We start from the raw sequence: 26,327 nt of genomic DNA, 5'->3' as shown, positions 1-26,327 counted from the left end.
CCTGGCCGCGCTCGTCGGCTCGCGATCGCGCACCGCCAACGGCAAAGCCCCTTGAACGCGACTACTTCACGGGAGACTAAGAAGGTAAGACACGCATCTCCCGTGTCTTACCTTGCCTTTTAATACTCTCAAACCTGTCCGGCTATTCGAGGCGCTCCTTTAGCGCGAGAACTTCTTGTACTGGATGCGCCTGGGAATGGTCGAATCGATGCCCAGGCGCCGCTTCTTGTCTTCCTCGTAAGCTTCAAAATTGCCTTCGAACCATTCGACATGGCTGTCGCCCTCGAAGGCGAGGATGTGGGTGGCGAGGCGGTCGAGGAAGAAGCGATCATGCGAGATGATCACGGCGCAGCCCGCATAGTTCTCCAGCGCCTCTTCCAGGGCCCGCAAGGTTTCAACGTCGAGATCGTTGGTCGGCTCGTCGAGGAAGAGGACGTTGGAGCCTTCCTTCAGCATCTTGGCGAGCTGCACGCGGTTGCGCTCGCCGCCCGAGAGCACGCCGACCTTTTTCTGCTGGTCGCCGCCCTTGAAGTTGAAGGCAGAGGTGTAGCCGCGCGAATTCACTTCGCGCTTGCCGAGATAGAGGATCTCGTTGCCGCCGGAGATCTCTTCCCACACGGTCTTGTTGGGATCGAGTGCATCGCGCGACTGGTCGACATAGCCCGGCTGCACCGTGTCGCCGAAGGTGATAGTGCCGGCGTCCGGCTTCTCGAGGCCGAGCAGCATGCGGAACAGGGTGGTCTTGCCAGCGCCGTTCGGGCCGATCACGCCGACAATGCCGCCCGGCGGCAGCGAAAAGGAGAGATTGTCGATCAGAAGGCGATCGCCGAAGGCCTTGGAAATGCCTTCGACCTCGATGACCTTGCCGCCGAGGCGAGGTCCGGTCTGGATCATGATCTGGGCTGTGGTGGGCCCCTTCTCATTGGCCTTGGCGAGCAGGTCCTCATAGGCGTTGATGCGGGCCTTGGACTTGGCCTGGCGCGCCTTCGGGCTGGCGGCGATCCACTCCTGCTCGGCAGCGAGCTGCTTCTGGCGGCTCACTTCCTCGCTCTTTTCCTGGGCGAGGCGCTTCTGCTTCTGCACCAGCCAGGTGGAATAGTTGCCCTCATAGGGAATGCCGCGGCCACGATCGAGCTCGAGAATCCAGCCCGTGACGTTGTCGAGGAAATAGCGGTCATGGGTGACGATCAGGATCGCGCCGGGATAGGTGCGCAGATGGCCCTCCAGCCAGGCCACCGTCTCGGCGTCGAGATGGTTGGTCGGCTCGTCCAGCAGGAGGAGCTCAGGCTGCTCGAGCAGGAGGCGGCACAGCGCCACGCGGCGGCGCTCGCCGCCCGAGAGCGTGGTGACGTCGGCATCGTCGGGCGGGCAGCGCAGTGCGTCCATGGCCTGGTCGATCTGGCTGTCGAGGTCCCATAGATTCTTGGCGTCGATCTCGTCCTGCAGGCGGGTCATCTCGTCCGCCGTCTCGTCCGAATAGTTCATGGCGAGTTCGTTGTAGCGGTCGAGGATCGCCTTCTTGGCGGCGACGCCGTCCATGACGTTCTCGCGCACGGTCTTGTTCGGATCGAGCTGCGGCTCCTGCGGCAGATAGCCGACACGGGCGCCCTCGGCCACCCAGCCGTCGCCGGTGAAATCCTTGTCGATGCCGGCCATGATGCGCAACAGGGTCGACTTACCCGAGCCGTTCACGCCGAGCACGCCGATCTTGGCATCCGGGTAGAAGGACAGGTGAATGTTGTCGAGGACCTTCTTGCCGCCCGGATAGGTCTTGTTCAGACCCTGCATGTGGTAGACGAATTGATACGCGGCCATCGCTGCCTGCTTGGGTTTTCGTGGAAAGGGGATTGGGGCGGTGTGTAGCCGAGCTGATACGGCGGAGCAAGGGCGGAGCCCTGTTTTGCCTGCCGGCCTCGCCCGGAAATGACGCTATCGCCAGAAACGGAACAGATAATAGCCCAGCGCGACAAAGTCGGGATAGACGCCGAACAGGCCGGCGAGCCGGTACACCGCGTTCCAGATGGCACTGCTCACCGGGGTGGTGAACAGGAGGAACAGAAAGCCCATCATCGCCAGGGGCGCGATGGCGTTGGCCTGGGCCTGCATCTCGTAGGGCAGATAGGGCCGGATGATCGCAAAGCCGTCGAAGCCGGGAACCGGCAGCAGGTTGAGCACCACGGCCGAAGCCTGCAGCGCGGCGAGAAAGGCCATCCCCGCCCAGAGCTGGGGCGAGCCCGTCGTCTCCGGCAGGCCGAGCAGGAAGGGCAGGCCCAGCACGACCAGGCAGACGAGATTGGCCATCGGTCCGGCCAGGGCCACGAAGGCATCCCAGTGCCGGTTCTTGAGGACGGACCGGTTGATGTAGACGGCCCCGCCCGGCAGGCCGATGCCCCCCAGGATGAGGAAGAGCAAGGGAAAGCCGAAGCTGGTCAACGGATCGGCATAGGCGAGCGGATTGAGGCTCAGATAGCCCTTCTCCACCACGGAGCGATCCCCGCCCCAATAGGCGGCAAGCGCATGGGCTCCCTCGTGCAGGCATAGCGAGATCAGCCAGCCCGAGACCACGAAGGCAAAGACGGCGACGGAGGAATCGAACCAGCCGGTGGCGAGGCTGACGGCCGTCACCAGGAAAACGGCGAGGAGAGGGAGGAAGTTGGCGCTCAGGCGCCAGGGCATCGCCGCAACTCTGGACAAGGGGGACTCGTTCTCGAAAAAGGTTGCCCTATTGTGGGAATTTGCGCTCCGTTTCGCAAGAGCAGGGCATGGCGCTTCGGCCCTGTTGGAGAACAACAGCTTTGCTCGAACCGTTGCGCCGCCCCTCAGATGCGCAGCCCCGCCCCGACGCGCCGGAGGATCCAGTAGAACAACGCCGTCGCCGCCGCGCCGATGAGAATCGCGAACCAGAATCCCCCTTCGGTCTCCAGAAAAGGCAGATCCTTGGTGTTCATGCCGAAAATGCCGGCCACCAGGCTGCCGGGCAGCAGCAGGGCCGTCAGGATCGAGAGGGCGCGCAGCGAGCGGTTGGTCTCTTCGGCCAGCCGGGCACCGACCTCATCCTGCAAGAGCTTGGCCCGCTCCTGCAAAGTGAGGATGTCGTGGTCGAGCGATTCCAGCCGGTCGGCCAGGCGTTCGGCCGCGATAGGCAGGGCCGGCTTGTCGGCCTCCTCCGAACGTTCCTCCCAATCACGCAACACATGGCAGAGCGAGGAAAGCTGGCGGTGGACCCGGACCGTCATGCGGCGGACTTCGATCAGCCGGACCCGCTCTGTGGCGGCCATGTCCTCGACGACGCGGTCCTCGGCGGTATCGAGCTCATCGGTCATGCCGGCCACGCGGCGGGCGACGGAATCGCAGAAGCGATCGATGATCGTCTCGATCAGGCGCCCGGCGGCTGGCAGGTTGAGGCCCTTCTGGACGGCCCGGTGGATTTCCTCCACCGAGCGCAGCGGATGCCGGCGGCCCGAAATCACCAGCCTCTCGTTGAGCGCGAAGCGCAAGCGGCCGAGATGGTCGCTCTCTCCACCGAGTTCGCTGTGGAAGTCGGCAATGACGCCGAAGATGACATGGTCGATCGTGTGCAGGCCAAGCGGCTCGTCCTTGGCGAGGAACAGGGCGCGCACCTCTTCGGGTAGATCCTCGAAGGACGACAGCCAATCCCGGGCGAGCCGATCGGTCAGGCTGAAATGCAGCCAGAGCCAGCCATCCTCCGCCGCCAGCGCCGCCGGCACATCACGAGGATCGACCGGTTCGGGCTCGTAGCCCTCACGAAAGCGATAGGCCCAGATCAGGCCGGCTATGGCCGCCGGCACGAAATTGACGCCCGGCAGATGTTGCTGCTGAATACCGTCCATGGCGCCTCCGCCAAGCGGTCCCCGCCTTCCCGCCCAAGGTCGAACACCGCATAGCCTCAAGTGCAAGGCAACGCCCCGCCCCTGGGGCCGCCGCCTGTCATGAGGGGGCTAGATCATGCATGTGACAATGGGATGACAGCTGCGCATGCGCTGTCACGCAGGGCTGGCGACCTGCTCCAGCAAAGCGGACAGACCTGGCTCCTCGACCAGGAGAGCAGCGTCTTCGGGCGTGAACCAACGCACTTCGCGTTCGTTCATTTCGCGCCAGACCGGCAGATGGCCGGTGACGTCGAGACGGTAGACGAAGACGCGGACGAGATCGAAATGCAGATCGCGGCGCTTCCAATAGAGATATTCGCCGACCGGCTCCTTGCCGATCTTGCCAAGCAGCCCGGCTTCTTCCTCGGCTTCGATGGCCGCGGCCCGGCAATCCTTGCGGTCCTTCATCGGCCATCCCTTGGGGATGGTCCAGCGCCGCGTTTCCCGCGTGGTCACCAGGCAGACCTCGACCTTGCCGCGCTGGAACCGCAGGGGCAGCGCGCCGACCTGACGAAGCTCCTTGGCTGCGACGGGCGACGTGACGGGATATTTGTCGACTCTGGCCATATAACGTCAGGGAACCCTAACACTGAACTCGGCAACACTGCTCATACCGCAAATCTATCAAATATTCCCTAGCATTCACGTGCCTTTTCACACCAACTTTGTTCTACCACTTTCGAACAAGCACATCCCTTGAAATAGACGACAAGCTTGCAGGCAGCTTTACGACACCGTACCCCCGATCGGACATCCCGGCACGACATGACACCGCTTAGGCCTCTATGTTGTTATTTTTTTGTCGTATGCAACCCTTTCTCTTGCAGCGGTCTCCTCGTGTTGCAACGCAATAAAACTATTGGGACGTGGAGGAATATCCGACCCACTCTCCCTGGGGACATGTGCGTCATCTCGGAGCAACTTTGCTGTTTTCATTGTGAATAACGTTCACGTTACCAGGTAGTACAGGGCCGAATGCGGCGGCATTGTGTTGAAAGTGCTCATCGCTTCGCTTATGGCGATGGGACTGGGCGGCTTTCGATTCGGGCGATGTGTGCGCAAACGCACGTCGTGCATGGTGATGGCCGGCTAGGGGTTCGCCGCCGGCGCATTCTCACCTGTGCCGCTGCACCATGAAGTTTTGGGCCATCCAAAACCGACCTTCCACGGTGAGGAAAGGAAGCCCCCAATGAGAAAAATCTTGCTCGCCGCCGCTTTCGGCTCTCTCGCTCTCTCCCTCGCAGCCTGCGGCGGTAGCAGCTCGAACTGCACGGTCGAGGCCCTGCAGAAGAAGGGCAAGGATCTGCAGGAGGCCATGACGGCTGCCCTTAGCAAGGACCCGTCCAAGGCAGCCGCCAACGTCCAGACTTGGCAGCAGAAGGCGCAGGAACTGCTCACCAAGGCCCAGGCCGCCGGCTCAAAGCCGACCGATGAGGTCTGCAAGGCCTATGACGAGCTGATCGAGACGGTGAAGAAGTAATTTTCGCCGGTTCGATCCGGTCTTGAGTGGCTCCGAGGTCTGCCTCGGAGCCTTTTTATTGGTCAGACGAAAATCGCTGGCCGCCTCCCTGCCCGCGCTGTAGCTTGACCGCGGGAGGTCGCCATGCTCACGGATTTCTTTGACTTGACGGGACGCATTGCGCTCGTCACCGGTTCCAGCCAGGGAATCGGATTGGCCATCGCGCGCGGATTGGCAAGCGCCGGTGCGACCGTCGTGCTCAACGGCCGCGACCAGGCCAAGCTCGATGCCGCCGCCCGCCAGCTCACCGAAGAGGGCTTGACCGTGGAGGCGGCTGCCTTCGACGTCACAGATCATGCCGGCGTGGAGACGGCGATCTCGGCCATCGAGGCCCGCCATGGCCGCCTCGACATCCTGGTCAACAATGCCGGCATCCAACGCCGGGGCCCCTTCGTCGACTTCCCGCTCGACGCCTTCCGTGACGTGCAATCCACCAATGTCGAAGGCGTCTTCCTGGTCGCGCAAGCCGCGGCGCGCGGGATGATCGCGCGACGTTCGGGCAAGATCATCAACATCTGTTCGGTGATGAGCGAACTTGGCCGTGCCAATATCGTGCCTTACGTCACCGCCAAGGGTGCCGTGCGCATGATGACCAAGGCCTTGTGTGCCGAGTTGGCCCGGCACAACATCCAGGTCAACGGCATCGGTCCGGGCTATATCGAGACCGAGCTCAACACGGCGCTGATGCAGGATGCCGCCTTCTCCGCCTGGGTCGAGGCCCGTACGCCGGCCGGACGCTGGGGCAAGGTCGAGGAACTGGCCGGAGCCGCCGTCTTCCTCGCCAGCAATGCCTCCAATTTCGTCAACGGCCACGTCCTCTATGTCGATGGAGGCCTCACGGCCTGCGTCTGAGCAGCCGTCCGGCCTCGTCGACCCGACGACGCTCCGGCACTGGTTATTTTCCGGGCTGGGAAGAGACCGGCGCGGACTGCGACGCCGCGGCCTGCCAGGCTGCCAGCAAGGCCTTGAAGTTGGCCGCCGCTGCCGCTGCCTCGCGGCCGATCTCCGGCGTCATCGTCCGAAACTCCAGCCGCGCCCGCAGGCCTTCCTGGAGGCCAAGCGTGCCGACGCAATAGTGCTGGCCCGTAACAGGCAGGCCATCCACGTCACAGGAAACCAGGAAAGGCGCAGCGGATTTGGCATCGCGTTCGAGCCAGATTCCGCCCGGATAGATGTCATAGTCGCCATCCGGCTGGGCGGGAGGCGGTGTGCCCGCCTTGGTCAGCCGGTCCTTCCAGGCCTTGAAATTGTCGAGGTCCGGCGCCTTCGCCTGGAACAGGCTGTCGCCCTGGAAGGAAGCGGGTTCATAGAGCGCGACGGTGACGAGCGAACGCGGCGCCCCCGCTTGCCGTTCCTCGCCGCTGCACAGGAAGAGCATGGCGCGATCTCCACCCTCCTTGCAGAACTCGGCCCGCCAGCCCGCAGCCGCCCCGAAGGGCTTGTCCATCGCTTCGAGCGTGAGCACCAGTGCCTTGGCCGTCACCTCCGGCTGCGAACAGGCTTTCTCCAACCCAGCCTTGGTTGAAAAATTGATTTCCTCATCGGCTTTTTCGCCCGTCACCAGGGTCAAGGCCGGCGGGCCGGGAACGCGTAGGGCTGTCTTGCCGAGCGTCACCCCGATTCCCTTGCGCAGGCAGGCGGCGTAGGGGGTGGGTTGCGCCGGGGGGACGGCCGCGGGAGCCTGGCCCGCCGGGCTTGCCACAGCTATCGGCCGCGGATCGGCCGCCTCCCTACCTGCCATCGCAGCCTCCGCTGCGGCCGATTGCCGGGCTGGGCTATGCAGCACAAACCCGCCTATCGACAACACCAGCCCGATCGTTCCAAGAGCCGCCAGGCCGATACGTTCGCGCGCTTCCATCGTCTCTCCTGAACCGGACGTTGCCCTGTCGGGCTCGTTCCTTACACCCGCGCAATAAGGCAAAAGCAGGGGAAAGGCCACCAAGGCGGCGGGGGCAGCCCCCAATCGGCGGTCGGAAATGGAAACATCGCGCGGGAATATCGCCGATGGACGTTGCCAATGGCACGGCAGCTGCTCACATTCACCGGATGCGGCCTGGCCCGGGCCGCATCCATCGGAGCATCCTTCACCGCCCATGACGCTCAAGCGCCTCGTCCTCCTGCCGCTGCAGGTCCTCCTCGCGATCCTGGTGATCATCGACGAACTGGCCCGCCCCATCTACGGGCCGCTGATCCGCCGTTTCGCCGCGCTGCGCCTCGTCGAAATCGGCGAACGAGCCGTTGCCGCCCTGCCGCGCTTCGTCATCCTCATCCTGCTGGTCGTGCCCCTCGCCGTGGCCGAGCCCTTGAAGATCTACGGCCTGCTGCTGCTGGGCAAAGGCCTGCTGGTCCGGGGTCTCCTCATCCTGGCCGTCGCCTATCTCGCCAGTTTCCTGTTGATCGAGCGCATCTACGCCGCCGGCAAGCCCAAGCTGATGACCATAGGCTGGTTTGCCTGGCTCATGGGGCTGATCGACTGGGTTCGCCGGACGCTGCTCGACTGGCTGAAACGAACCCCCGTGTGGGTGGCGGTAACCGCCGCCCGCAATTTTGCGGCCCGGGTCGTCGCCGTGTTCCGGGCTGCCATTTCGCAAAGACGCGGATCTTCTTCCGGGCAATCGGGTGAAAGGGATTCGCGCTAACTCGGCAGGTTCGATCTTTGCCAAGGCTACCCCGACGGTGCCGCGGACCCTCCCTACGATAAAGAGCAGCCGGCCGCCCCCCATTCCCGGCAGCACAGCCTCTGACCGGCACCGCCGGGTGCACCACTCAGAGAAGACAGGATTATTTGCCCGCTTTGGAATAACTCTAAAAATAGATCGCCAATTGCACAGTTTAGAATTACTACGAACTAGAATTTAGAATTACTCTTATCTTTGATCCGTAACGGTTTTCTGCGTTACAGCCCCTTGTTCATCAGAATTGAACACGTGTAATAGCTTGCCGAATGTTAATCTTGCATCGGCTGTGGGGGCACGCAGGAACGACACAATGCTCGTACCATTTCTCATCATGCTCAGGGAGGGCATCGAGGCCGCGCTGATCGTCGGCATTGTTGCGAGCTATCTGCGTGTCACCGGCCGAAGCGCCTGGATGCCGGCTGTGTGGTGCGGCATCATCCTGGCCGTCGGCCTCTCACTTTCCGTCTTCATCGCGCTGCATGTCGCCAGCGCCGAATTTCCCCAGCGCACCCAGGAACTCTTCGAGGCCATTGTCGGCCTGATCGCGGTCTGCCTGCTGACCGCCATGGTGTTCTGGATGGTCCGGGCCTCACGCAGCATCAAAACCGAGCTGCAGCATTCCGTCGATGCCGCCCTGGCCTCGGCCGATCATCAGGGCCTCGCACTCGTCGGCATGGTTTTCCTCGCGGTCGCGCGCGAAGGATTGGAGTCCGCCTTCTTCCTGCTGGCGACCTTCGAACAGAATGTCGGCTATGGCGCGCCGGTCGGGGCCGCACTCGGCCTCGTCTGCGCAGCCATCTTCGGCGTCGCGCTCTATTATGGCGGCGCCCGCCTCAATCTGCGCCTGTTCTTCCGCTGGACCAGCATCCTGATCATCTTCGTGGCGGCCGGTCTGGTGGCGACGGCGGTCCGCTCACTGCACGAGGCCGGCCTGTGGAACCATCTGCAGGGCATCGCTTTCGACATCTCAGGCATCCTGCCCGGCGACAGCGCGCTCGGCACCGTGCTCGGCGGCCTGTTCGGCTATCACGATACGCCGACGCATGGCGAGGTGATCGCCTATCTCCTCTATCTCATCCCGGCGCTGTTGCTCTTCCTGATGGCGCCGACCGCCCCCTCCCCGTCCCAATCGAAGGCCGCACGATCGTGACTGCCCCGCGCATCAATTACCCGGCTGTCGGGGCCGGCATGCTCGCCCTTATCGTGGCGGCGGGCGTCGGCACCTATTTCCTGGTCGCCAAGCCACCCGGCACCGACGGGCCCAGGAGCGGCGATCCCGTCGCCATCGCCGTCACGGCGACGGCCTGCGAACCCAACGAGCTGACGGTACCCGAAGGGCGCACCACCTTCGCCATCACCAACAAGAGCAACCGGGCGATGGAATGGGAGATCCTGCAAGGCGTGATGGTGGTGGAGGAGCGCGAAAACATCGCGCCCGGCTTCACGCAGAAGCTGACCGCCAAGCTCGAGCCGGGTGACTACGAGATCGCCTGCGGCCTGCTGACCAATCCCAGGGGCAAGCTCAAGGTAACCGCTCTCGCCAATGCTCCCAAGGAGGTCAAGCCGAGCCTGACGCAGTTGATCGGGCCGCTCGCCGAGTACAAGGTCTATGTTACCCTGGAGGTCGACGATCTGGTCGAGGCGACCAAGGCCTTCACCGACGCGATCAAGGCCGGCGACCTCGCCAAGGCCCGCGAGCTCTATGCGCCGACCCGCCAGTCCTATGAGCGCATCGAGCCGGTAGCCGAATTGTTTTCCGATCTCGACAAGTCCATTGACGCCCGCGCCGACCTGTTCGAGAAGCGGGAGGCCGATCCGGCTTTCACCGGCTTCCATCGCCTGGAATACGGCCTGTTCAAGCAGGGCAGCACCGAAGGGCTCGCGCCTTTCGCCGACAAGTTGCAGGCGGATGTCGCCGAGCTGCAGAACCGGGTTTCGACCCTGGCGATACCGCCTTCCAAGATGGTGGGCGGCGCAGCCGTGCTGATCGAGGAAGTCGCCTCCAACAAGATCTCCGGCGAGGAAGACCGCTACAGCCGCACGGATCTGTGGGATTTCCAGGCCAATATCGACGGAGCCCGCAAGATCGTCGAACTGCTGGCCCCCCTGACCACCAAGGCCGATGCGGCGCGCCAGAAAAGCATCGACGACAATTTCGCCGCCGTGAATGCCATCCTTGCCAAATATCACACGCCCGATGGCGGCTTCAAATCCTATGACGCCTTGAGCCAGGACGATCGTGTGGCCCTGCAAAAGCCGGTGACGACGCTGGCGGAAAGCCTGTCGACGTTGCGCGGCACGCTAGGCCTCGACTGAAGGGGATAGACCAATGACCGACAAGCCCCCCTACCCGCCCCAAACCGACACGGACGCCCCGCGCTCTCCCGGCCGGCGCTCCATGCTGCTGGGCCTCGGCGCCGCCGGCGGCGGCGCGTTGCTGGCCACCCTGCCGGGCAAGCAGGCGGCCGCCGCGGAAGCCGGTTCCACCGGCCATCTGAGCGACCGCGTGGCTTATCTGGGAGCCCATCAGGCCGGCGTCACCACCGATCGCCCGCCAATGGGACTGGTGGTTGCCTTCAACATCCTGGCGACCACGCGCGCGGATCTCGAACGCCTGTTCCGCGTCCTCACCGATCGTATCGCTTTCCTGACCCAGGGCGGCACTCCGCCGGTAATCGATTCCAAGTTCCCGCCGCCCGATTCCGGGCTGATGGGCCCGGTGGTCTCTCCCGACAATCTGACCATCACCGTGGGCGTGGGCGCTTCGCTGTTCGACCAGCGCTTCGGCCTCGCCGACAAGAAGCCGCGGCAACTGATCAAGATGCCGCAATTTCCCAACGACGCGTTGTCGGCCGAACTCTGCCACGGCGATCTGATGATCCAGATCTGCTCCAACACAACCGACAGCAATCTTCATGCCCTGCGCGACATCGTGAAGAATACGCCGGATCTGCTGATGGTGCGCTGGAAGCAGGAAGGCTTCGTGCCGCCACCCCGTGCTGCCGGCGAAACCCAGTCGGCGCCGCGCAACCTGCTCGGCTTCAAGGACGGCACGGCCAATCCCGACCACAAGGACGAGGCCGAGATGAACCGCCTGGTCTGGGTGCAGCATGGCGGCGCCGAACCTGCCTGGGCGACGGGCGGCAGCTACGGCGTGGTGCGCATCATCCGCAATTTCGTCGAGCGCTGGGACCGCACCCCGCTCGGCGAGCAGGAAGCCATCATGGGCCGGCATAAGCCGAACGGCGCTCCGCTCGGCATGAAAGCCGAAGCCGACATCCCCAGCTACCACGACGACCCAGAAGGCAAGCGCACGCCGCTGGACGCCCATATCCGCCTGGCCAATCCGCGCACGCCGGACTCGCGCAAGAACCTGATCCTGCGCCGCCCCTTCAACTATTCCAACGGCATCACCAAGTCGGGCCAGCTCGACATGGGCCTGCTCTTCATCTGCTTCCAATCCGATCTGGAAGCCGGCTTCGCCACGGTCCAGCAGCGCCTGAACGGCGAGCCGCTGGAGGAATACATCAAGCCGGTCGGCGGCGGCTATTTCTTCATTCTGCCCGGCATCCCCGACAAGACCGCCTTTCTCGGCCAGTCCCTCTTGGCGGAGACAGCCTGAACCGATCCTTCAACCTTGAACTGAAGAGAGAGAAAAACATGACATATCTCAAATGGCGCATGCTGCTGGGCGCCGCGATTGTCGGCCTGGCCACGACCGCCAGCGCCAACGCGCCGGCCGTCTCCCCGCTGGACCTGGTCCAGCCGGTGGCCGACTACAAGGTCTTCATCTCCAAGGGCGCCAAGAAGCTGGTGGAGGATACCGCCAAGTTCACGGCCGCGGTCAAGGCCGGCGATCTGAAGAAGGCCCAGGCCCTCTACGCGCCCACCCGCGTCCATTACGAGTTGATCGAGCCGGTGGCCGAACTCTTCTCCGACCTCGACGGCAGCATCGATTCGCGCGCCGACGATCATGAGAAGAAGGAAGCGGATGACGCTTTCACCGGCTTCCACCGCCTCGAATATGGCCTGTTCGAAAAGAAGAGCACCGAGGGGCTCGCCTCCTTCGCAGACAAGCTGAATGCCGATGTCGTGGACCTGCAGAAGCGCATTGCCGGCCTCACCATTCCGCCGGAGAAGATGGTGGGCGGCGCCGCCGCGCTGATCGAGGAAGTCGGCGCCACCAAGATCACCGGTGAGGAAGATCGCTACAGCCACACCGATCTGTGGGACTTCAAGGCCAATATCGATGGCGCCCGCAAGATCGTCGAGCTGCTTCATCCGCTGACGGTGAAGGCCGACAAGGATCTGTCGCAGAAGATCCACGCGAATTTCGAGACGGTCGAGAAAATCCTGGCCAAGTACAAGACCAAGGATGGCTACGAGACCTATGACAAGCTGACGCCCGAGGACCGCACGGCCCTGCAGGGCCCGATCACCACGCTCGCGGAAGATCTCTCCAAGCTGCGCGGCACGCTCGGCCTGAACTGAGATTCGAGGCAAAATGATCATCGGGCAGCGGGTCTTCGGGCCCGCCGCCTGTGCCACCGCCGCCTGGGTTCCTCGAGCGTATCTGCCCTACTTGTCGAGCAGTTCGATCGAGCGGGTCAGGGTGACCTTGCGGCCGCCGACATTATCCTTGAGCAGAACATCGATGCGATAAGGCCCCGGCTTGTCGTCCGGCTCGAAATGAATAGACAGGGTCGAGCGGCTGTCGACCAGGTTGAAACGGCCTGCAACCTTCTCCTTGAGCGCCGTCACTCCCTCCTGCGTCGAACGCGGATCGATCGAACCGTCGGGACCGGTCACCTTGATGTCATAGCTGACATCGGCGGAAAGATCCTTCTGCAGCCCCATGCCCGAAAACAGCACGGTCACGCCGATCGTGTCGCCCCGGCGCGCCTGCGGCATCGCTCCGGTCAGGGCCGTCGCCTCCGAGGCCCCGCCGTCCGCCGCGGGCTTGTCCGGCAATTTCAGCATGGCGATGCTACCCGAAAAATCGCCGTCACGGTCAGGACCAGGCTTGAAGGCAACGCTTCTGCTGGCCAACAAAGCGTCGAGCACCTGCTTGTAGGGTCCCGAGGCCTCGCCTGCCCTCTGAAGGAGATAGCGTTCAAGCACCTCATGCTGGCGCAGATTATTGGCGAGGCCTTGCGCCGCATTGATGCGGATCGACTTGTCGAGTTGATTGTTGCCGGTCAACGGCCTGCGCGGATCGAGCGCATCGACCAAGGTTGCGAGGAACCCCGGATTGCCGGTCGCGAAGAAGGCGCCCCATTTGAGATCCATCTCCACCGGCCGGCTCGGCGCGAGCGTGTAGAGATTGCCGGGCTTGTCCCTGAGAAAACCGGGCTCCTCATGGAAAAGCGAAGCGATCAGGTCGGTATTGCCCGATTGCCACAGCGCGAAGGTGAGAACCGACTTGCTGTCGGGCGGATAGGCGCCGCCGGCCCCGATCCAGCCTTCCACGCGCGCGCGGTTCTGCAGGAACAGCATGGAGAAAAAGCCCGCCAGCGTCGCGCGGGACAGACCGGTGCGAGCGATCGTTTCCGAATTCTTCAGGGCAGCGAATATCTCGGGCACCGCCGCAGGATCGTTGCGCACATAGAAGAAGACGATGGCCTCGGCGAGCCTGACATCGGCCGCGCTCGGCAGGGCCTTGGCTTGTGCGGGCGGCGAGGGCTGGGGCGGCAAGGCCGGCGGCGGCGGTGAAGGCGAAGAATTCTGCGCCGCAGCAGGAGCAAGGCAAAGGCTCGTCACAATGGAGGCCAGCAGCAAAGTGCGTATCAACGGAATTGCCATCCCAGCGGCGCCGCGGGATTGGGCGCCCATTCCAGACCAGCTTACGGCACAAGGCGGCAAAATTGCGCTCGCCCCGCGGCAAAATGCCTTTGCAATGGGGCCCTTCAGCCGGCCGCCGAGCGCAATGCCGGATAGAGCGCGCGCCAACGGCCCAGCGCCTCGACATAGGCCGGTGCCAGAGCCGGATCGGGCTCGATCGTCTCGATACGGTGCGGCGGCGTGCAGACCGTCAGCGGGTCCTCGCCGGTGACGGCCAGGCGCGCCAGCCGTGCCGCCCCGAAAGCCCCGCCGGTTTCGCCATCCGCCAGGCGGTAGACCGGAAAGTTCAGGACATTGGCGAGGATCTCGAGCCAGAAGCGCGAGCGCGAGCCTCCGCCGATCACGTCGGCACCGGCAATTTCGGTACCCGCCGCCGCCAGGGCATCGCGACAGTCGGCAAAGGCGAAGGCGACGCCCTCCAGCACGGCCTGCACCATGGCCTCGCGTCCATTCTCATGGGCGAGGCCGGTGAAGGCGCCGCGGATGACGGCATCGTCATGCGGCGTGCGCTCACCGGACAGGTAGGGCAGGAACTGCACCGGCGAAGGCGCCGCCGGCTTGTCGCCGAGCGGAGCCAGCAAGGCGCTCTCCTTGGTCTGCAGCACACCGGCGATCCAGGCGAGACTGGAGGCCGCCGAGAGAATCACGCCCATCTGGTGCCAGGTCTTGGGCACGGCGTGGCAGAAGGCATGCACCGCACGGGCGGGATTGGGCAGGAAACGATCGGTCGTCGCCCACAAAACGCCCGAGGTGCCGAGCGAGAGAAAAGCCGAACCGAGCCGGATCGCGCCCAGGCCCACCGCGCCGGCGGCGTTGTCCCCGGCGCCGCCGGCAAACAAGGGAGCCTTGGCCATGCCCCAGCGCGCCACCAGGTCGCCCCGCAGGCGGCCGGCGGGATCGGAGCCCTCGACCAGGCGCGGCATGGCCTCGCGCGACAGGCCGGTAGCGGCAAGCGCCGCATCCGACCAGTCCCGCCGGCCGACATCGAGCCAGAGCGAGCCCGCTGCATCCGACATTTCCTCGATCGCTTCGCCGGTCAGGGCCAGGCGCACATAGGCCTTGGGCAGCACGACAAGACGTGTCGCGGCAAAGATCGCCGGCTCGTGGCGGGCCACCCACAGCAATTTGGGAGCCGTGAAACCCGGCATAGCCTTGTTGCCGGTCACCCGACGCAAATCGGGCCATTTGGCTTCGAGCTCCGCACATTCGGCATGCGAACGGCCGTCATTCCACAAGATCGCAGGCCGGAGCGGCTGATGATCGGCCCCGAGCAGCACGGCGCCATGCATCTGGCCGGACAAGCCGATGCCATCGACCGCAGCGATCTCCTTGGGATGCGTTGCCTTCAGGGCATCCACGGCCGATATGACCGCCTCCACCCAGGCCTGCGGGGCCTGTTCCGAGAAGCCGGGATGAGGCCGCTGTACCGTCAGCGCGACGTCATGGCTGGCGAGGACGCGCTGCTCGCCATCCGCGAGCAGCGCCTTGACCGAAGACGTGCCGATATCAAGCCCTAGAAACACGCATTCCTCCGAAGATTTTTTCGAATCGATCATGCGTCAGGCGGGAAAGCCGGGGCAAGCCCCCAGCTACCGAAAGTGAGCGGACACGATCACGGGCCGGCGAACCGCGAGTTTCACGGCCGTGTCACTGCACCTGACCTATGCAAGGGGCTCGTGGACCCCGACTTCCATCAGGGGCTGTAGACGGCGACGCCATTCGCCGTCCTGGCCAGGGCGCCTATGCCTTACAGCCTCTGATGCTTTTTTTCGCGACAGCGCGACCGGGGCACGACGCCGATCATACCGGAATGGCACCCGTCATGGTGGCGGCCGCGGGGTCGCATCCGTTCACAAAGCGGAAAAACTCGGGAAACACCCCGGCTCTAGGGTGCGATGGTTCACTCGGGAAGGTGCGGACCTTGACCATAGCAGCCATGCTCTTCGTCATGCTGGCATTGCTCGGCTTCATCTATGTCACCTTCGACATCTGAAGGGGCCGGCGTGAAGACTGGCCAGTTCGGCAAGATCTGCCAATATCGGCCGCCAGGCCCGCTTTTCATCGTGCCGGACAAACAAAAATCCTCCGGCCCGTGAAGGCCGGAGGACTTTTGTTGGCAAATCCGGCGGACAGCTCAGATCAGGCTGTATTGCCTGGCCTTGTTGCGCAGGAAAGGCAGGCCCTCGGCCAGGATCTCCTCGCGGCTGTTGGCGACAGGACGCCAGACCGACAGGGCGGAGGCGAGCTGCGGCGGCATATGGATGAAGCTTTCCATGGCCATGCCCCCCTTGAAGCCAATGCCGGCCAAGCCCGCGAACACCTCGTCCCAGGCGATCGTGCCGGTACCAGGCACCCCGCGGTCGCTCTCGGAGAGGTGGATATATTTGAGGTGCTCGCCGGCCTTGAGGATGCCGTTGGCCTGCCCCTTCTCCTCGATATTCATGTGATAGGTATCGAGGTGGAGGAAGACGTTGGGCGCACCGATGCGCTCGATGACGCGAACCACCTGCTCGGTGGTGTTCATCATGTGGTTCTCGTAGCGGTTGACCGCCTCGAGCCCGAGTTCCAGGCCGCGCTTGCGGGCATGGGCCGCCGCCTTGTCCATCACCTTGACGACCGCGTCATATTCGGCCTCGGTCGGCGGGTTGCCGGTGCGCTCGCCGATCGAGCCATAGACGACGCCGGACAGGGCCTTGGCACCGATCTCGGCGGTCTTGTCGAGCGCGAGGGTGAGGAATTCCAGCGCCTTCTCCGGATTGTTGGTGGGGCGGGAATCATTGGGCAGGCCGAGAGAGCAGACGGCATCGACGCCGTGCTTTTCCAGCAGGGCCCGGGTGTGGCCGGTGTCGGCCTTGGCCGGCTCCAGCAGGGCGATCTCGACGAAGGCCAGCCCATATTTGGCTGCCTCCGCGATCGACAATTCCGCGGCTTCGCGGGTCCAGCTATGCGACCAAAGGCTGGTATGAATGCCAAAGCCCTTCATGACGATATCCTCAATGTGTTGGCTTTCGGGTGAAGAGAAGTTGAAGGAAGTCCCTGGCCCAGACCCAGCGCAGGATCATGACCACCAGCAGGAAGGCGCCCCACATCGCCGTGGCCAGATGCTGGTTGGCGCCGAGCAGGTTCAGGCCGGAGGCGATGACCTGCAGGATCACCAGGGCGATCACCACCGGGATCACTCGTCCGAATCCGCCGAAGGGATCGACGCGGCCGAGGAAGCAGGCGAGCACGGTGATCAGCAGATAGGCCTCGCCATGGCCGACACGCACCGAATTGAAGCGGGCCAGCATCACCACGCCGGCAATGCCGCACATCAGGCCGGACAGCGTATAGATCAGCGTCACCGACCGCCGGGTATCGATGCCGGAATAGCGTGTCGCCTCGATGTTGGAGCCGATCATCCGCGTGGCGAAGCCGAGCCGGGCCCGCGTCATCACCACATGCCAGAGCAGGGCCGCGGCGGCGAGGATCCAGAGCGGCACGGGAATGCCGACCAGCGTGCCATGGCCGATCTCGCGCACGAAATCGGGAAAGCCCGATATGTCGCCGCCATGGGTGAGGAATTCGCCGAGCCCGCGCAGGAAGATCATCATGGAGAGCGAGACGAGGATCGGATGGGCACCGGTATAGGCGATGATGATGCCCATCAGCCAGCCGGCCGCCGCACCGGTCAGCAACGCCGCGGCCACCCCGACGACGAAGGCACCGACACCGGCATCCACGCCGCCATAGGATTGCAGCACCCAGGCCATGGCAAGGCCGGCTATATTGGCCGTAAACGTCGCCGCCAGATTGAAGCCGCCCGAGATGATCGGCATCAGCATGGCCAGGGTCAGCAGGCCGAGCTCCGGCAGCTGAAAGGCGATGGAGGCAAAGGTCGTAGCGGTGAAGAAGCGGTCGGTGCTGAAACTCAGCACCGCAACGACCAGGACGAGGAAGCCGATCAGGCCGGCAATGTCACTGCTCAGCAAGCCCGCGAGGCCGGGCTTGCCGCTCTGGCTGGAGGTAGACGTCGGTGTCATCAGGCCGCCCTCCGGGCATTGGGCGTGCGCCGCGAGCCATTTTTCATCGATCCGATCAGCCGGGCGACACCGTCGCTCGACAGGGTGATGGCGATCAGGATGATGGCGCCGATGATCATCTTGAAGGCATAGGGGGTAATGCCGAGCAGGTTCAGGCCGTTCTCGGTGATGGCGACCAGGAAAATGCCGAGAATGGCGCCGAGCAGCGTGCCCCGGCCCCCGCCGAGCCGCGCACCGCCGAGCACGACGGCGGCCAGAACGTCGAGCTCGCGGCCATAAAGCGCGTTCGGCACCACTTCCTGGGCATAATGGGCCTGCATCAGCCCGGCAATGCCGGCCATCAGGCCGAGCCAGCCGAAGGCGAGGTAATGCATGGCGCCGATATTGATGCCCACCCGCCGCGCCGCCTCGGGATTGTCGCCCATCGCGTAAAGGCGGCGGCCCGGCGTGGTCCGGCGCAGCAAGAGCCAAGTGGCGAGTACGCATAGGGCCATGACGGCGACGGGCAGCGTCAATTCGGCCGAGCCGTCGCCCGTCGGGACGCTGACCAGCACGATGCGGTCGGTCAGCCAGTCCGGCAGGTCGTAAAGCGAGACGCCGCCGGTGAGGAACATCAGCGTGCCGAAGAAGAGGTTGAAGGTCGCGATCGTCACCACGATGGAGACGATGCGGAAATGATAGATCAGCGCGGCATTGAAGGCGCCGAGCAGGAAGCCGAAGCCGCCGGCGACCATCAGGCCAACCGCCCAATTGCCGCCGCCCAGCTGCATCACCGTCAGCGCGGTGAGGTACTGCACCACCGAGGCGCCGACGGCGAAGGAAATGTCGATGCCGCCGGCAATCAGCACCACCAGGAGACCGGCCGCGAAGATCACGTTCACCGCCGAGGTGTTCAAGAGGTCGAACAGGTTCGACAGGGTGAAGAAGGTATCGGTGGTCAAAGCGAGGCCGGCGACCAGAGCCAGGATCACCAGGATGAGCCAGCGTTCCGTGGCGCCGATCGGCCAATTGCGCTTGTCAGGCATGCACATCCTCCTCGATCTTGTCGATGGACACCTCGCCCGGAATGTATTCGTCGATGATGCGGCCATCGCGCATGTGCAGGATGCGATCGGCGTTGAAATAGACTTCGGTGATCTCGTCGGAAATCAGCAGGATGGCCATGCCCTCCTGAGCCAGCCGGTGGATGATCGCGAAAATGCCGGCGCGGGCACCGACATCCACGCCGACTGTCGGCGAGTCCAGAATCAGGAGCTTGGGCTTGGTGGCCAGCCATTTGGCCAGCACGACGCGCTGCTGGTTGCCTCCCGACAAGGTCGACACCGCGTTGTCGGGGTTGGAGACCTTGATGGCGAGAGCCTTGACCCAGTCGTCGACCAGGGATTTGCGCCGGGCGGGCGAAATCAGCCGAAAAAGATCGAGCAGCCTGTCCAGCACGGTGATGGCGGTGTTGTCGCCGATCGATTGCGGCTGGATCAGACCGAGCTGCAAACGGTCTTCGGAGACATAGGCGATGCCGGCATCGATGGCAGCCCGGTTGGAGGCAAGCGACAGGGCCTTGCCCTCGAGGCGAATGCTGCCCGCGCTCGGCCGGGTCAGTCCGAACAGCGAGAGGGCGAGTTCGGTGCGCCCTGCCCCCAACCGTCCGGTCAGGCCCAGCACCTCCCCGCGCCGGACAGTCAGGCTGATATCCTCGTAGTCGCCCGGGCGCGTCAGCTTCTCTACCTGCAGGACCACGGGCGAGGCGGCATGATCGCGCGCCTGCACGGCCTGGTCGAAGGTCTTGCCGGTCATCAGCTCGGTCAGGCGGGTCTGCGTCATGCCGGCGGTGGGATAGGTGCCGACATAATGACCGTCGCGCAGCACCGTGACGCGGGTGCAGACATCGAGCACCTCGGCGAGGCGATGGCTGACGAAGACCACGGCGATGCCATCGGCCGACAGGCGCCGCACGATCACCAGCAGCGCATCGGTTTCAGCCTGGCTGAGCGAAGCGGTCGGCTCGTCCATGAAGACCAGCCTGGCATCGGCGACCAGGGCGCGAGCGATCGCCACGATCTGGCGTTGGGCGATCGAGAGCGTGCGCACGGGCGCATCGAGATCGAGATCGACGCCCAGCCGTTCCAGAAGGCGCCGCGCATCCGCCTTCATGGCCGCATAGTTGACCAGGCGCGGCGCACCGCCGAGATTGCGTTCGAAGGCGATGTTCTCGGCCACGGCCATTTCGGGAAAGAGCGCCAGATCCTGCCAGATGACCTGGATGCCCAGCGCACGGGCCCGCGCCGGGCTGAGGCCGTCGATGGTGCGTCCGTCGAACAGCATCTCGCCGCCCGGCTCGGGACGATAGACGCCGCTGATCAGCTTGATCAGCGTGCTCTTGCCGCAGCCATTCTCCCCGGCGAGGCACAAAACCTCTCCGGGGAGCACCTCGAAGGAGACGTTTTCGAGCGCGCGCACGCCCCCGAAGCGCTTGGAGATGTTGCGCAGGAAAAGCAGCGGCGTCGCAGGCGTATCGCTGATTGCGGCTGTGGCGGCCATGACGGTCTCCCGGCCAGGGGGAAGGAATGAAGCGAAGCAGGAGGCATGCCCAAGCGTGGAGTGTCGACCTCCAGGTCGACACCCTCCTTGCCGGAAGATGTCTCGGTTCCAAGAATGTCGACCTGAAGGTCGACACTCCGAGCTTTCGATCCCTACAGGCCCATTTTGGCGAGGTCGTCGACGGTATCCTTGTTGAGGGACACGAGCTGGTCGACGATGAGGTTGTGCCCGTCGGGATGAACGACGCCCAACCCTTCGATCGTGGTGCCGTCCTTGATCTCCTGCCCCTTGGCCACCATGGTGCCCAGGGTGACGAAGACCTCGCCCGCCAGCATCGGATTCCACATGAAGCCGCCGGTCAACGTGCCGTCCTTGACGAGCTTGCGGCCCTGGCCGGGAGAGAACGGGCCGAGCACCTTGATCTGCCCCTTCTTGCCTTTCTCGGCCACGGCGCGGGCGGCACCGATCGGGCCCTGGCTGCCGAAGGCCAGGAAGCCCTTGAGGCCGGGATGGGCACGGATGAGGTCGAGAGCCGTCGAACGGGACGCATCGACATCCTCGGCGACGCCGTAGCGATCGCCCACCAGTTTCATCTCCGGCGCGTTCTGCTTGATATAGGCGATGGCCGCATCAGCCCAGGCGTTGTGCAGCGGCACCGTAAGCGAGCCGACGAACACGGCATATTCGCCCTTGCCGCCCAGCGCTTCGACCAGCTGCTTGCCATAGGCATCGCCAAAGCCCTTCACCGAGGCCAGCTCGAAATCCCAATCCGCCTGCTTCTGCTTGGGCGACTCATGCGTGATCACCTTGATGCCGGCCTTGCGGGCCCGCTCCAGCACCGGCTCGAGCACTTCGGCGTCGTTCGGCACGACGCCGATCACGTCGACGCCCTTGGCAATCAGATCCTCGATGGCGCGCACCTGCAGGGCCGGATCGGCGCTGGTGGGCCCCACCATGAAAGCCTCGACGCCGAGTTCGGCCGATTTCTTCTTGATCCCGGCTTCCATGGCGTTGAACCAGGGAATGCCGCCGATCTTCACCACCACGCCGATGACGGGCTTGTCCTTGGAAGCGTAAGCCGAGCCGAGCACGCCCGGCAGCAGCAGCGAGCCGGCACCCAGGGCAGACGCAAGAAATCTGCGGCGATCGAGCCTAGCCGCGCGAATGGAATCAGAATTCGACGCCATGGAACAGTTCCTCCCTCATTGTTCTGGCTGCCGCGGCTCCGAATTCCGCCAGCAGTACATCCGAGCTAAATCCATTCAGCATTTGTTGTCAAGGTAGCTAAAAGGATTTAGCATTGACGCGATGATCGAGTCTGCAATTCGATCCGCAAGACAAAAGAGGGACGATGGCGCGCTTACCCAGCGGACGCAGGTCCACCATCTATGATATCGCCGCCGCGACCAAGGCCTCCCCTTCCACGGTCAGCCTGGTGCTCAATGGCAGCTGGACGCGCTACCGTATCAAGGAGGACACCGCCAAGCGCGTGCTGAAGGCGGCCCAGGAGCTGGGTTACGCCGTCAACATGAAGGCCCGGGGCCTGCGGCTGTCGCGCTCCGGCCTTGCCGGAATGATCATCCCACATTACCGCAACCGCTTCTTCGCGGGCCTGGCGGAGGCCTTCGAAACCGATACGCGCCAGCGCGGCCTGTGCCCCATCGTGGTGAGCACGCAGCGCGACGAAGCGATCGAGGCAAGCGTTACGGCCACCCTGCTCTCCCAACAGGTCGAGTTCCTCTTCATCGCGGGCGTGCGCAATACGCAGCCTCTCAATGCGCTCTGCCGCGCCGCCGGCATTCCCTGCGTCAATCTCGATCTGCCCGGCAGCGACGCGCCTTCGGTGGTGACCGACAATTACGGCGGCGCACGCACCCTCACCGAGAAGCTGATCGCCAAGCTGCAGAAACGCCGGACGGCGCCGCGCGACCTGCTGTTCCTCGGCGGCATCGCCGGCGAGCATGCCACCGACCGCCGCATTGAAGGCTTTCGCGACGCCGTGGCGGCCAACGGCCAGGAGATGACGCCGGAGGTTTCCTGCTGCGGCTACCGTCCCTCATCGGCACGCGAGGCGCTCGCCGCCCGCTTCCAGGCTCTCGGCCACATGCCGGACGGCCTGTTCATCAATTCCATCACGGCCTTCGAAGGGCTGGTGCAATTCTCCCTGCAGGCGCCGCGCCAGGCCATGCGCGAGGTCAGTACGGTATGTTCCGACTGGGATCCCTTTGCGGCCCATCTGCCTTTCGACGTGACGATGACACGCCAGAACGTCGAAGCCATCATCGCCGAGGGCTATGCTCTGGTCGACAATTACGTCCCGGGCGAGAATCCGATGGTGGTGGTGCCGCCCGAATTCGCGCCGAGTTCGGAACGGGAGAGCAATTGGCGCTGAGGATCGCGCCGATCGCGCGCAACCGACCTCGCGGCAATCCACCGTCTTGAACATTCTGGCTGCCCGGGCACAAGGTCCTGACCGGGCCATGGGCGCGCTCGAAAGCCCCGCAAGCGCCAAGGGAGGGAGCATCATGAGAAAGCTGAAAATGTCATCGGCCGAGATGGTCGCGGCCGCTCGCGCCCGGATCGAGGAAATCGAGACCAGGGACGCGATCGCCATGGTCGGCGATCCCAATGTGGTCATCGTCGACATCCGCGATCCCCGGGAGAGGCAGCGTTCGGGCTATATTCCCGGCAGCTTCCATGCCCCCCGCGGCATGGTGGAATTCTGGGTCGACCCCGAAAGCCCCTATTTCAAGGAAATCTTCGGAGAGGACAGGAAGTTCGTCTTTCATTGCGCCTCCGGATGGCGCTCGGCCCTGACCGTGGCAACGTTGCAGGACATGGGCTTTGCCGCGGCTCATCTCAAGGACGGTTTCTCGTCCTGGGAAAAGGCCGGCGGGCCCATCGAGTTTCCCGAGACCCGCGACGGCAAATGAGGACGGGCGTGGTCCATCTGCCCTTTCCATCGCTGCTCGTTTCAGCCGGAGCGAACAGAATTGACCGGGGCCTGACCCCATAAAGGCAAGACAGGGAAAGGCGAAAGAACGTTTGTCTCCAACATGATGGCGGTCATCCCTGAATCGGACGCGCAGCCGTTTCCTTATGCAATCCTGATTTGTTGGAGCAGCGCCGACGCCCTACCCTCGCGCTCATTGTCGATGTCAATCTGTCTGTCGCACATGACCGTACCCTATCTGCGCGAGGCGAGTCCGGCGGATCTTCCCGCCCTGGTCGACCTCGAAAACGAGGCCTTCGCCGGCGACCGCATCAGCCGCCGCGATTGGCGCCATCTGCTGACCAGCCCTTCCGCCCTCGTCATCGTCAGCGACGATGCTGAGGGCCTCACGGGCTGCAGCGTCATTCTCACCAATCGCCGCACGGCTGTCGCGCGGCTCTATTCCCTTGCCGTCGCACCGCGCGCCCGTCGGCAGGGCATCGCACAGGCGCTCCTCCGGCAAGCCATGGCCAGCAGCGCCGGGATCGGCGCCCATCTGCTGCGCCTGGAAACCCGCAGCGACAACCTGCCCGCCCAGGCCCTGTTCAGCCGTCTCGGCTTTCGTCCCTTCCGGCGTGTGGCGGACTATTACGAGGACGGGGCCGAGGCCATCCGCTTCCAGCGCCTGATCGACCGCGACTGCCTGAGGCAAAGTGCGCTGCAGTAGATGCGCCTGCAGCCATAAGCTCTTGCTTGAACGCATCTTTCGGCTTTTCAAAATCACTTGCGGAAAGACGCATCAGGCGATCGCAACGCCGCGCGCGCCTTCCTTCTTGAAAGCAGCCAATGCCCGCTCAACTGATCATCGTCGAAAAATCCAGTGATTTTCGCTGGTCCGTCCCCGGTGTCCGAGTGGTCACCGCGCAGGACTTCATCGCAGAAGGGCCGAGCCTGCTGCAGCGGCCACGCCGCATCGTCAATCTGTGCCGCAGCTATGCCTATCTCAGTATCGGCTACTACGCCTCCCTGCTCGCCGAGGCGCGCGGCGAACGGGTGACGCCGAGCATGGAGGCGATTACCGACCTCCAGGTGAAGGCGGTGCAGAGCCAGAAGCTCGCCGGCCTCGAGCGCTGCCTCGGCCCGCTTGCTGCCGTACCCCGGGCGGTCGATGCGATGCGGATCCAGGTGTTTTTCGGCCAGGTCGAAGACAAGGATCTCGCCGAGTTCGCAAGCCGCAGCTTCGAGCTGTTTCGATGCCCCCTGCTGGCCATCGACCTCGAGCGCCTGGAAGGCGGTGGCGGCTGGAAGGTCGCAGCCCTGCATCCGCTCGATCCGCGCGATGTCGATCCGGCCCGCGACGGCCTGTTCCTCGACGGGCTTGCCCGCTTCTGCCGGCGCCCCTGGCGCCATGCCTCCTCGACCAGCGGCCCGCGCATGGACCTGGCAATCCTGCACGATCCCAAGGAAGCCCTGCCGCCTTCCAAGCTGAAGACACCCCAGGCCATGATGCGCATCGGCCAGGACATGGATATTGCCGTGGAGTTGATCGAGAAGAAGGATTATCCGCGCCTCACCCAGTTCGACGCCCTGTTCATTCGCGAGACCACGGCGATCGCGCACCACACCTTCCGGTTTGCCCGCAAGGCTGCCAGCGAAGGCATGCCGGTGATCGACGATCCCGGCTCGATCCTGCGCTGCACCAACAAGGCCTTCCTGTCCGAGCTCCTGGGCGGCAACGGCATCGCCACGCCCCGCACGCTTTTCCTCACCCGCCGCACGCTGGCGGGCTTCGAGACGCAGCTGACCTATCCCGCAGTGCTGAAAGTGCCTGACGGCGCCTTCAGCCTCAGCGTGAAGAAAGCCGAGAATTGGCAGCAATTTCAGGATATTGCCGCGGCCATGTTCAAGCAGTCCGGCCTCATCCTGGTGCAGGACTATGTCTATACGCCCTTCGATTGGCGGATCGGCATCCTCGCCGGCGAGGTGATCTTCGCCGCCAAATACTTCATGTCCTCCGGCCATTGGCAGATCATCCAGCATGGCGAGGCCGGAGCCTACACCGAAGGTCGCACCCAGGCCGTGCCAGTCGAGGAGGTGCCCCGCGAGGTGATCGAACCGGCGGTGCGGGCGGCAGGCCTGATCGGCACCGGCCTCTACGGGGTCGATCTCAAGCAGACCAAATCAGGGGTCGTGGTCATCGAGGTCAACGACAATCCCAATATCGATCTCGGCCTGGAGGATGCCGCCGCCGGCGAGGGGCTCTACCGCAAACTGCTCTCCCACTTCCAGGCCCTGGTCGATGCCCGCCATCGTCCGCCCACACCTGCGCTTCCCTCCGGGGCTATTCACCGCCCTCGTCTGGTGCATGATCTGCGCGACACGGGCTCGTAGGATCAGCTCGCAGAACTTCGGGGCTAGAGCGTTTTGCGATTAGACGGAGTCACCTAGAATCGCAAAGACGCGTCAGAACAATGAGCTAGAGCAAATAAGCGTTCACGCTTGAACGCGCTTTGCTCTAGTCCTCACCGCTACAGCAGACGCACCAGCCCTTCGTGAAGAGGGATGATGAGCACGGCGAGCATCGCGCTCAACGCCAGGAGGGCGGCAACGCTCGTCAACGCTCCCTGCAGAAAGACCGAAACGGCATTGGCTCGAAACGACATGGCAATCCTCCCGATGGAGAATGCAGTATCGGGCCCGGATGCTTCCGGCCTCGGTCTGCCATGTAAAGTTTCGTTGCGACTGCGGGGAAGACGCCAGGGTGACGCGTCGAGCGCCTTCAGATGTCGTAGCTGACGTAATAGAGGCAGCAGGCCGAGGCCAAGGCGAACAGCAACGCATAGAACATGACACGACCCTTCGTAACCAAGGCCGCATCATGCCCGGCAAACCTTTCCAGGACGTGTC

General features: G+C 64.1%; 24 protein-coding genes. 11 read left to right on the top strand and 13 right to left on the bottom strand.

What is annotated here, in order from left to right; translation table 11 throughout:
- Positions 1 to 159 precede the first annotated feature (159 nt).
- The 4 genes from ettA to J8I29_RS22435 form a co-directional block, all read right to left on the bottom strand.
- Positions 160 to 1,815: an energy-dependent translational throttle protein EttA gene (ettA, locus tag J8I29_RS22450; RefSeq protein WP_105862120.1), complete on the bottom strand. Its 1,656-nt coding sequence runs from the start codon at positions 1,813 to 1,815 to the stop codon at positions 160 to 162.
- A 114-nt stretch (positions 1,816 to 1,929) separates the two neighbouring features.
- The gene (locus tag J8I29_RS22445; RefSeq protein WP_209433354.1) at positions 1,930 to 2,694 is read right to left on the bottom strand and encodes a site-2 protease family protein; all 765 of its coding nucleotides are present in this window, start codon (positions 2,692 to 2,694) and stop codon (positions 1,930 to 1,932) included.
- A gap of 125 nt (positions 2,695 to 2,819) precedes the next feature.
- Positions 2,820 to 3,851, bottom strand: a complete 1,032-nt coding sequence (locus J8I29_RS22440) for a transporter (RefSeq protein ID WP_209433353.1) — start codon at positions 3,849 to 3,851, stop codon at positions 2,820 to 2,822.
- Positions 3,852 to 4,004: 153 nt separating this feature from the next.
- A complete protein-coding gene (locus J8I29_RS22435) occupies positions 4,005 to 4,457 on the bottom strand; it encodes an NUDIX hydrolase (RefSeq protein WP_105862123.1) in 453 nt (150 codons plus the stop codon).
- Positions 4,458 to 5,079: 622 nt separating this feature from the next.
- Here J8I29_RS22435 and J8I29_RS22430 point away from each other — a divergent pair.
- Together J8I29_RS22430 and J8I29_RS22425 are read left to right on the top strand one after the other, a co-directional pair.
- Positions 5,080 to 5,370: a hypothetical protein gene (locus J8I29_RS22430; RefSeq protein WP_105862124.1), complete on the top strand. Its 291-nt coding sequence runs from the start codon at positions 5,080 to 5,082 to the stop codon at positions 5,368 to 5,370.
- A gap of 123 nt (positions 5,371 to 5,493) precedes the next feature.
- Positions 5,494 to 6,261 (top strand): glucose 1-dehydrogenase, encoded by a 768-nt coding sequence (locus J8I29_RS22425; protein WP_209433352.1) that lies wholly within the window; start codon positions 5,494 to 5,496, stop codon positions 6,259 to 6,261.
- Between the two features lie 43 nt (positions 6,262 to 6,304).
- On the opposite strand, the gene J8I29_RS22420 is transcribed toward J8I29_RS22425, so the two are convergent.
- Positions 6,305 to 7,267 (bottom strand): hypothetical protein, encoded by a 963-nt coding sequence (locus J8I29_RS22420; RefSeq protein ID WP_209433351.1) that lies wholly within the window; start codon positions 7,265 to 7,267, stop codon positions 6,305 to 6,307.
- A 235-nt stretch (positions 7,268 to 7,502) separates the two neighbouring features.
- Here J8I29_RS22420 and J8I29_RS22415 point away from each other — a divergent pair, with 235 nt between their 5' ends.
- From J8I29_RS22415 to efeO (J8I29_RS22395), 5 genes are all read left to right on the top strand, one after another.
- Positions 7,503 to 8,048 (top strand): hypothetical protein, encoded by a 546-nt coding sequence (locus J8I29_RS22415; protein WP_209433350.1) that lies wholly within the window; start codon positions 7,503 to 7,505, stop codon positions 8,046 to 8,048.
- A 349-nt stretch (positions 8,049 to 8,397) separates the two neighbouring features.
- The gene (gene efeU, locus J8I29_RS22410) at positions 8,398 to 9,237 is read left to right on the top strand and encodes an iron uptake transporter permease EfeU (RefSeq protein WP_209433349.1); all 840 of its coding nucleotides are present in this window, start codon (positions 8,398 to 8,400) and stop codon (positions 9,235 to 9,237) included.
- A complete protein-coding gene (efeO, locus tag J8I29_RS22405; RefSeq protein ID WP_348536124.1) occupies positions 9,234 to 10,403 on the top strand; it encodes an iron uptake system protein EfeO in 1,170 nt (389 codons plus the stop codon). The genes efeU and efeO (J8I29_RS22405) overlap by 4 nt, the downstream gene beginning before the upstream one ends.
- A 13-nt stretch (positions 10,404 to 10,416) precedes the next feature.
- Complete coding sequence (gene efeB, locus J8I29_RS22400) at positions 10,417 to 11,709, top strand: iron uptake transporter deferrochelatase/peroxidase subunit (RefSeq protein ID WP_209433348.1); 1,293 nt, start codon at positions 10,417 to 10,419, stop codon at positions 11,707 to 11,709.
- 38 nt (positions 11,710 to 11,747) lie between these two features.
- Positions 11,748 to 12,578: an iron uptake system protein EfeO gene (efeO, locus tag J8I29_RS22395; protein WP_105862130.1), complete on the top strand. Its 831-nt coding sequence runs from the start codon at positions 11,748 to 11,750 to the stop codon at positions 12,576 to 12,578.
- An 87-nt stretch (positions 12,579 to 12,665) separates the two neighbouring features.
- Here efeO (J8I29_RS22395) and J8I29_RS22390 read toward each other — a convergent pair whose 3' ends face one another.
- The 7 genes from J8I29_RS22390 to J8I29_RS22360 form a co-directional block, all read right to left on the bottom strand.
- Positions 12,666 to 13,889 (bottom strand): hypothetical protein, encoded by a 1,224-nt coding sequence (locus J8I29_RS22390; RefSeq protein ID WP_209433347.1) that lies wholly within the window; start codon positions 13,887 to 13,889, stop codon positions 12,666 to 12,668.
- 104 nt (positions 13,890 to 13,993) lie between these two features.
- A complete protein-coding gene (gene xylB, locus J8I29_RS22385) occupies positions 13,994 to 15,451 on the bottom strand; it encodes a xylulokinase (protein ID WP_209433346.1) in 1,458 nt (485 codons plus the stop codon).
- 611 nt (positions 15,452 to 16,062) lie between these two features.
- Positions 16,063 to 16,911 carry a sugar phosphate isomerase/epimerase family protein gene (locus tag J8I29_RS22380; RefSeq protein WP_105862138.1) on the bottom strand — a complete coding sequence of 283 codons (849 nt, stop codon included), beginning with the start codon at positions 16,909 to 16,911 and terminating at the stop codon, positions 16,063 to 16,065.
- A 10-nt stretch (positions 16,912 to 16,921) separates the two neighbouring features.
- Positions 16,922 to 17,950, bottom strand: a complete 1,029-nt coding sequence (locus tag J8I29_RS22375) for an ABC transporter permease (protein WP_209433345.1) — start codon at positions 17,948 to 17,950, stop codon at positions 16,922 to 16,924.
- Positions 17,950 to 18,975 carry an ABC transporter permease gene (locus tag J8I29_RS22370; protein ID WP_105862140.1) on the bottom strand — a complete coding sequence of 342 codons (1,026 nt, stop codon included), beginning with the start codon at positions 18,973 to 18,975 and terminating at the stop codon, positions 17,950 to 17,952. The genes J8I29_RS22375 and J8I29_RS22370 overlap by 1 nt, the downstream gene beginning before the upstream one ends.
- Entirely contained in the window at positions 18,968 to 20,488 is a 1,521-nt protein-coding gene (locus J8I29_RS22365; protein WP_209433344.1) for a sugar ABC transporter ATP-binding protein, read from the bottom strand. Before J8I29_RS22365 ends, J8I29_RS22370 begins: the two co-directional genes overlap by 8 nt.
- Before the next feature lie 152 nt (positions 20,489 to 20,640).
- Entirely contained in the window at positions 20,641 to 21,675 is a 1,035-nt protein-coding gene (locus tag J8I29_RS22360) for a substrate-binding domain-containing protein (protein WP_209433343.1), read from the bottom strand.
- A gap of 164 nt (positions 21,676 to 21,839) precedes the next feature.
- On the opposite strand from J8I29_RS22360, the gene J8I29_RS22355 reads away from it, so the two are divergent.
- The 4 genes from J8I29_RS22355 (at position 21,840) to J8I29_RS22340 (ending at position 25,811) form a co-directional block, all read left to right on the top strand.
- Complete coding sequence (locus J8I29_RS22355; RefSeq protein WP_209433342.1) at positions 21,840 to 22,880, top strand: LacI family DNA-binding transcriptional regulator; 1,041 nt, start codon at positions 21,840 to 21,842, stop codon at positions 22,878 to 22,880.
- 133 nt (positions 22,881 to 23,013) lie between these two features.
- Positions 23,014 to 23,421, top strand: coding sequence for a rhodanese-like domain-containing protein (locus J8I29_RS22350; protein WP_209433341.1), 408 nt, complete (start codon positions 23,014 to 23,016; stop codon positions 23,419 to 23,421).
- Between the two features lie 243 nt (positions 23,422 to 23,664).
- Positions 23,665 to 24,147: an N-acetyltransferase gene (locus J8I29_RS22345; protein ID WP_209433340.1), complete on the top strand. Its 483-nt coding sequence runs from the start codon at positions 23,665 to 23,667 to the stop codon at positions 24,145 to 24,147.
- Positions 24,148 to 24,266: 119 nt separating this feature from the next.
- On the top strand, positions 24,267 to 25,811 hold the full coding sequence (locus J8I29_RS22340) for a RimK family protein (RefSeq protein ID WP_209433339.1): 1,545 nt from the start codon (positions 24,267 to 24,269) through the stop codon (positions 25,809 to 25,811).
- Positions 25,812 to 25,948: 137 nt separating this feature from the next.
- On the opposite strand, the gene J8I29_RS30330 is transcribed toward J8I29_RS22340, so the two are convergent.
- Positions 25,949 to 26,083 carry a hypothetical protein gene (locus tag J8I29_RS30330; RefSeq protein WP_280871026.1) on the bottom strand — a complete coding sequence of 45 codons (135 nt, stop codon included), beginning with the start codon at positions 26,081 to 26,083 and terminating at the stop codon, positions 25,949 to 25,951.
- Between the last annotated feature and the right edge of the window lie 244 nt (positions 26,084 to 26,327).

This window comes from Labrys sp. LIt4, assembly GCF_017813775.1.
GTDB lineage: Bacteria > Pseudomonadota > Alphaproteobacteria > Rhizobiales > Labraceae > Labrys > Labrys okinawensis_A.
Note: the sequence above shows the minus strand (reverse complement) of the source record. Positions and strands in the feature narration are given on the sequence as shown.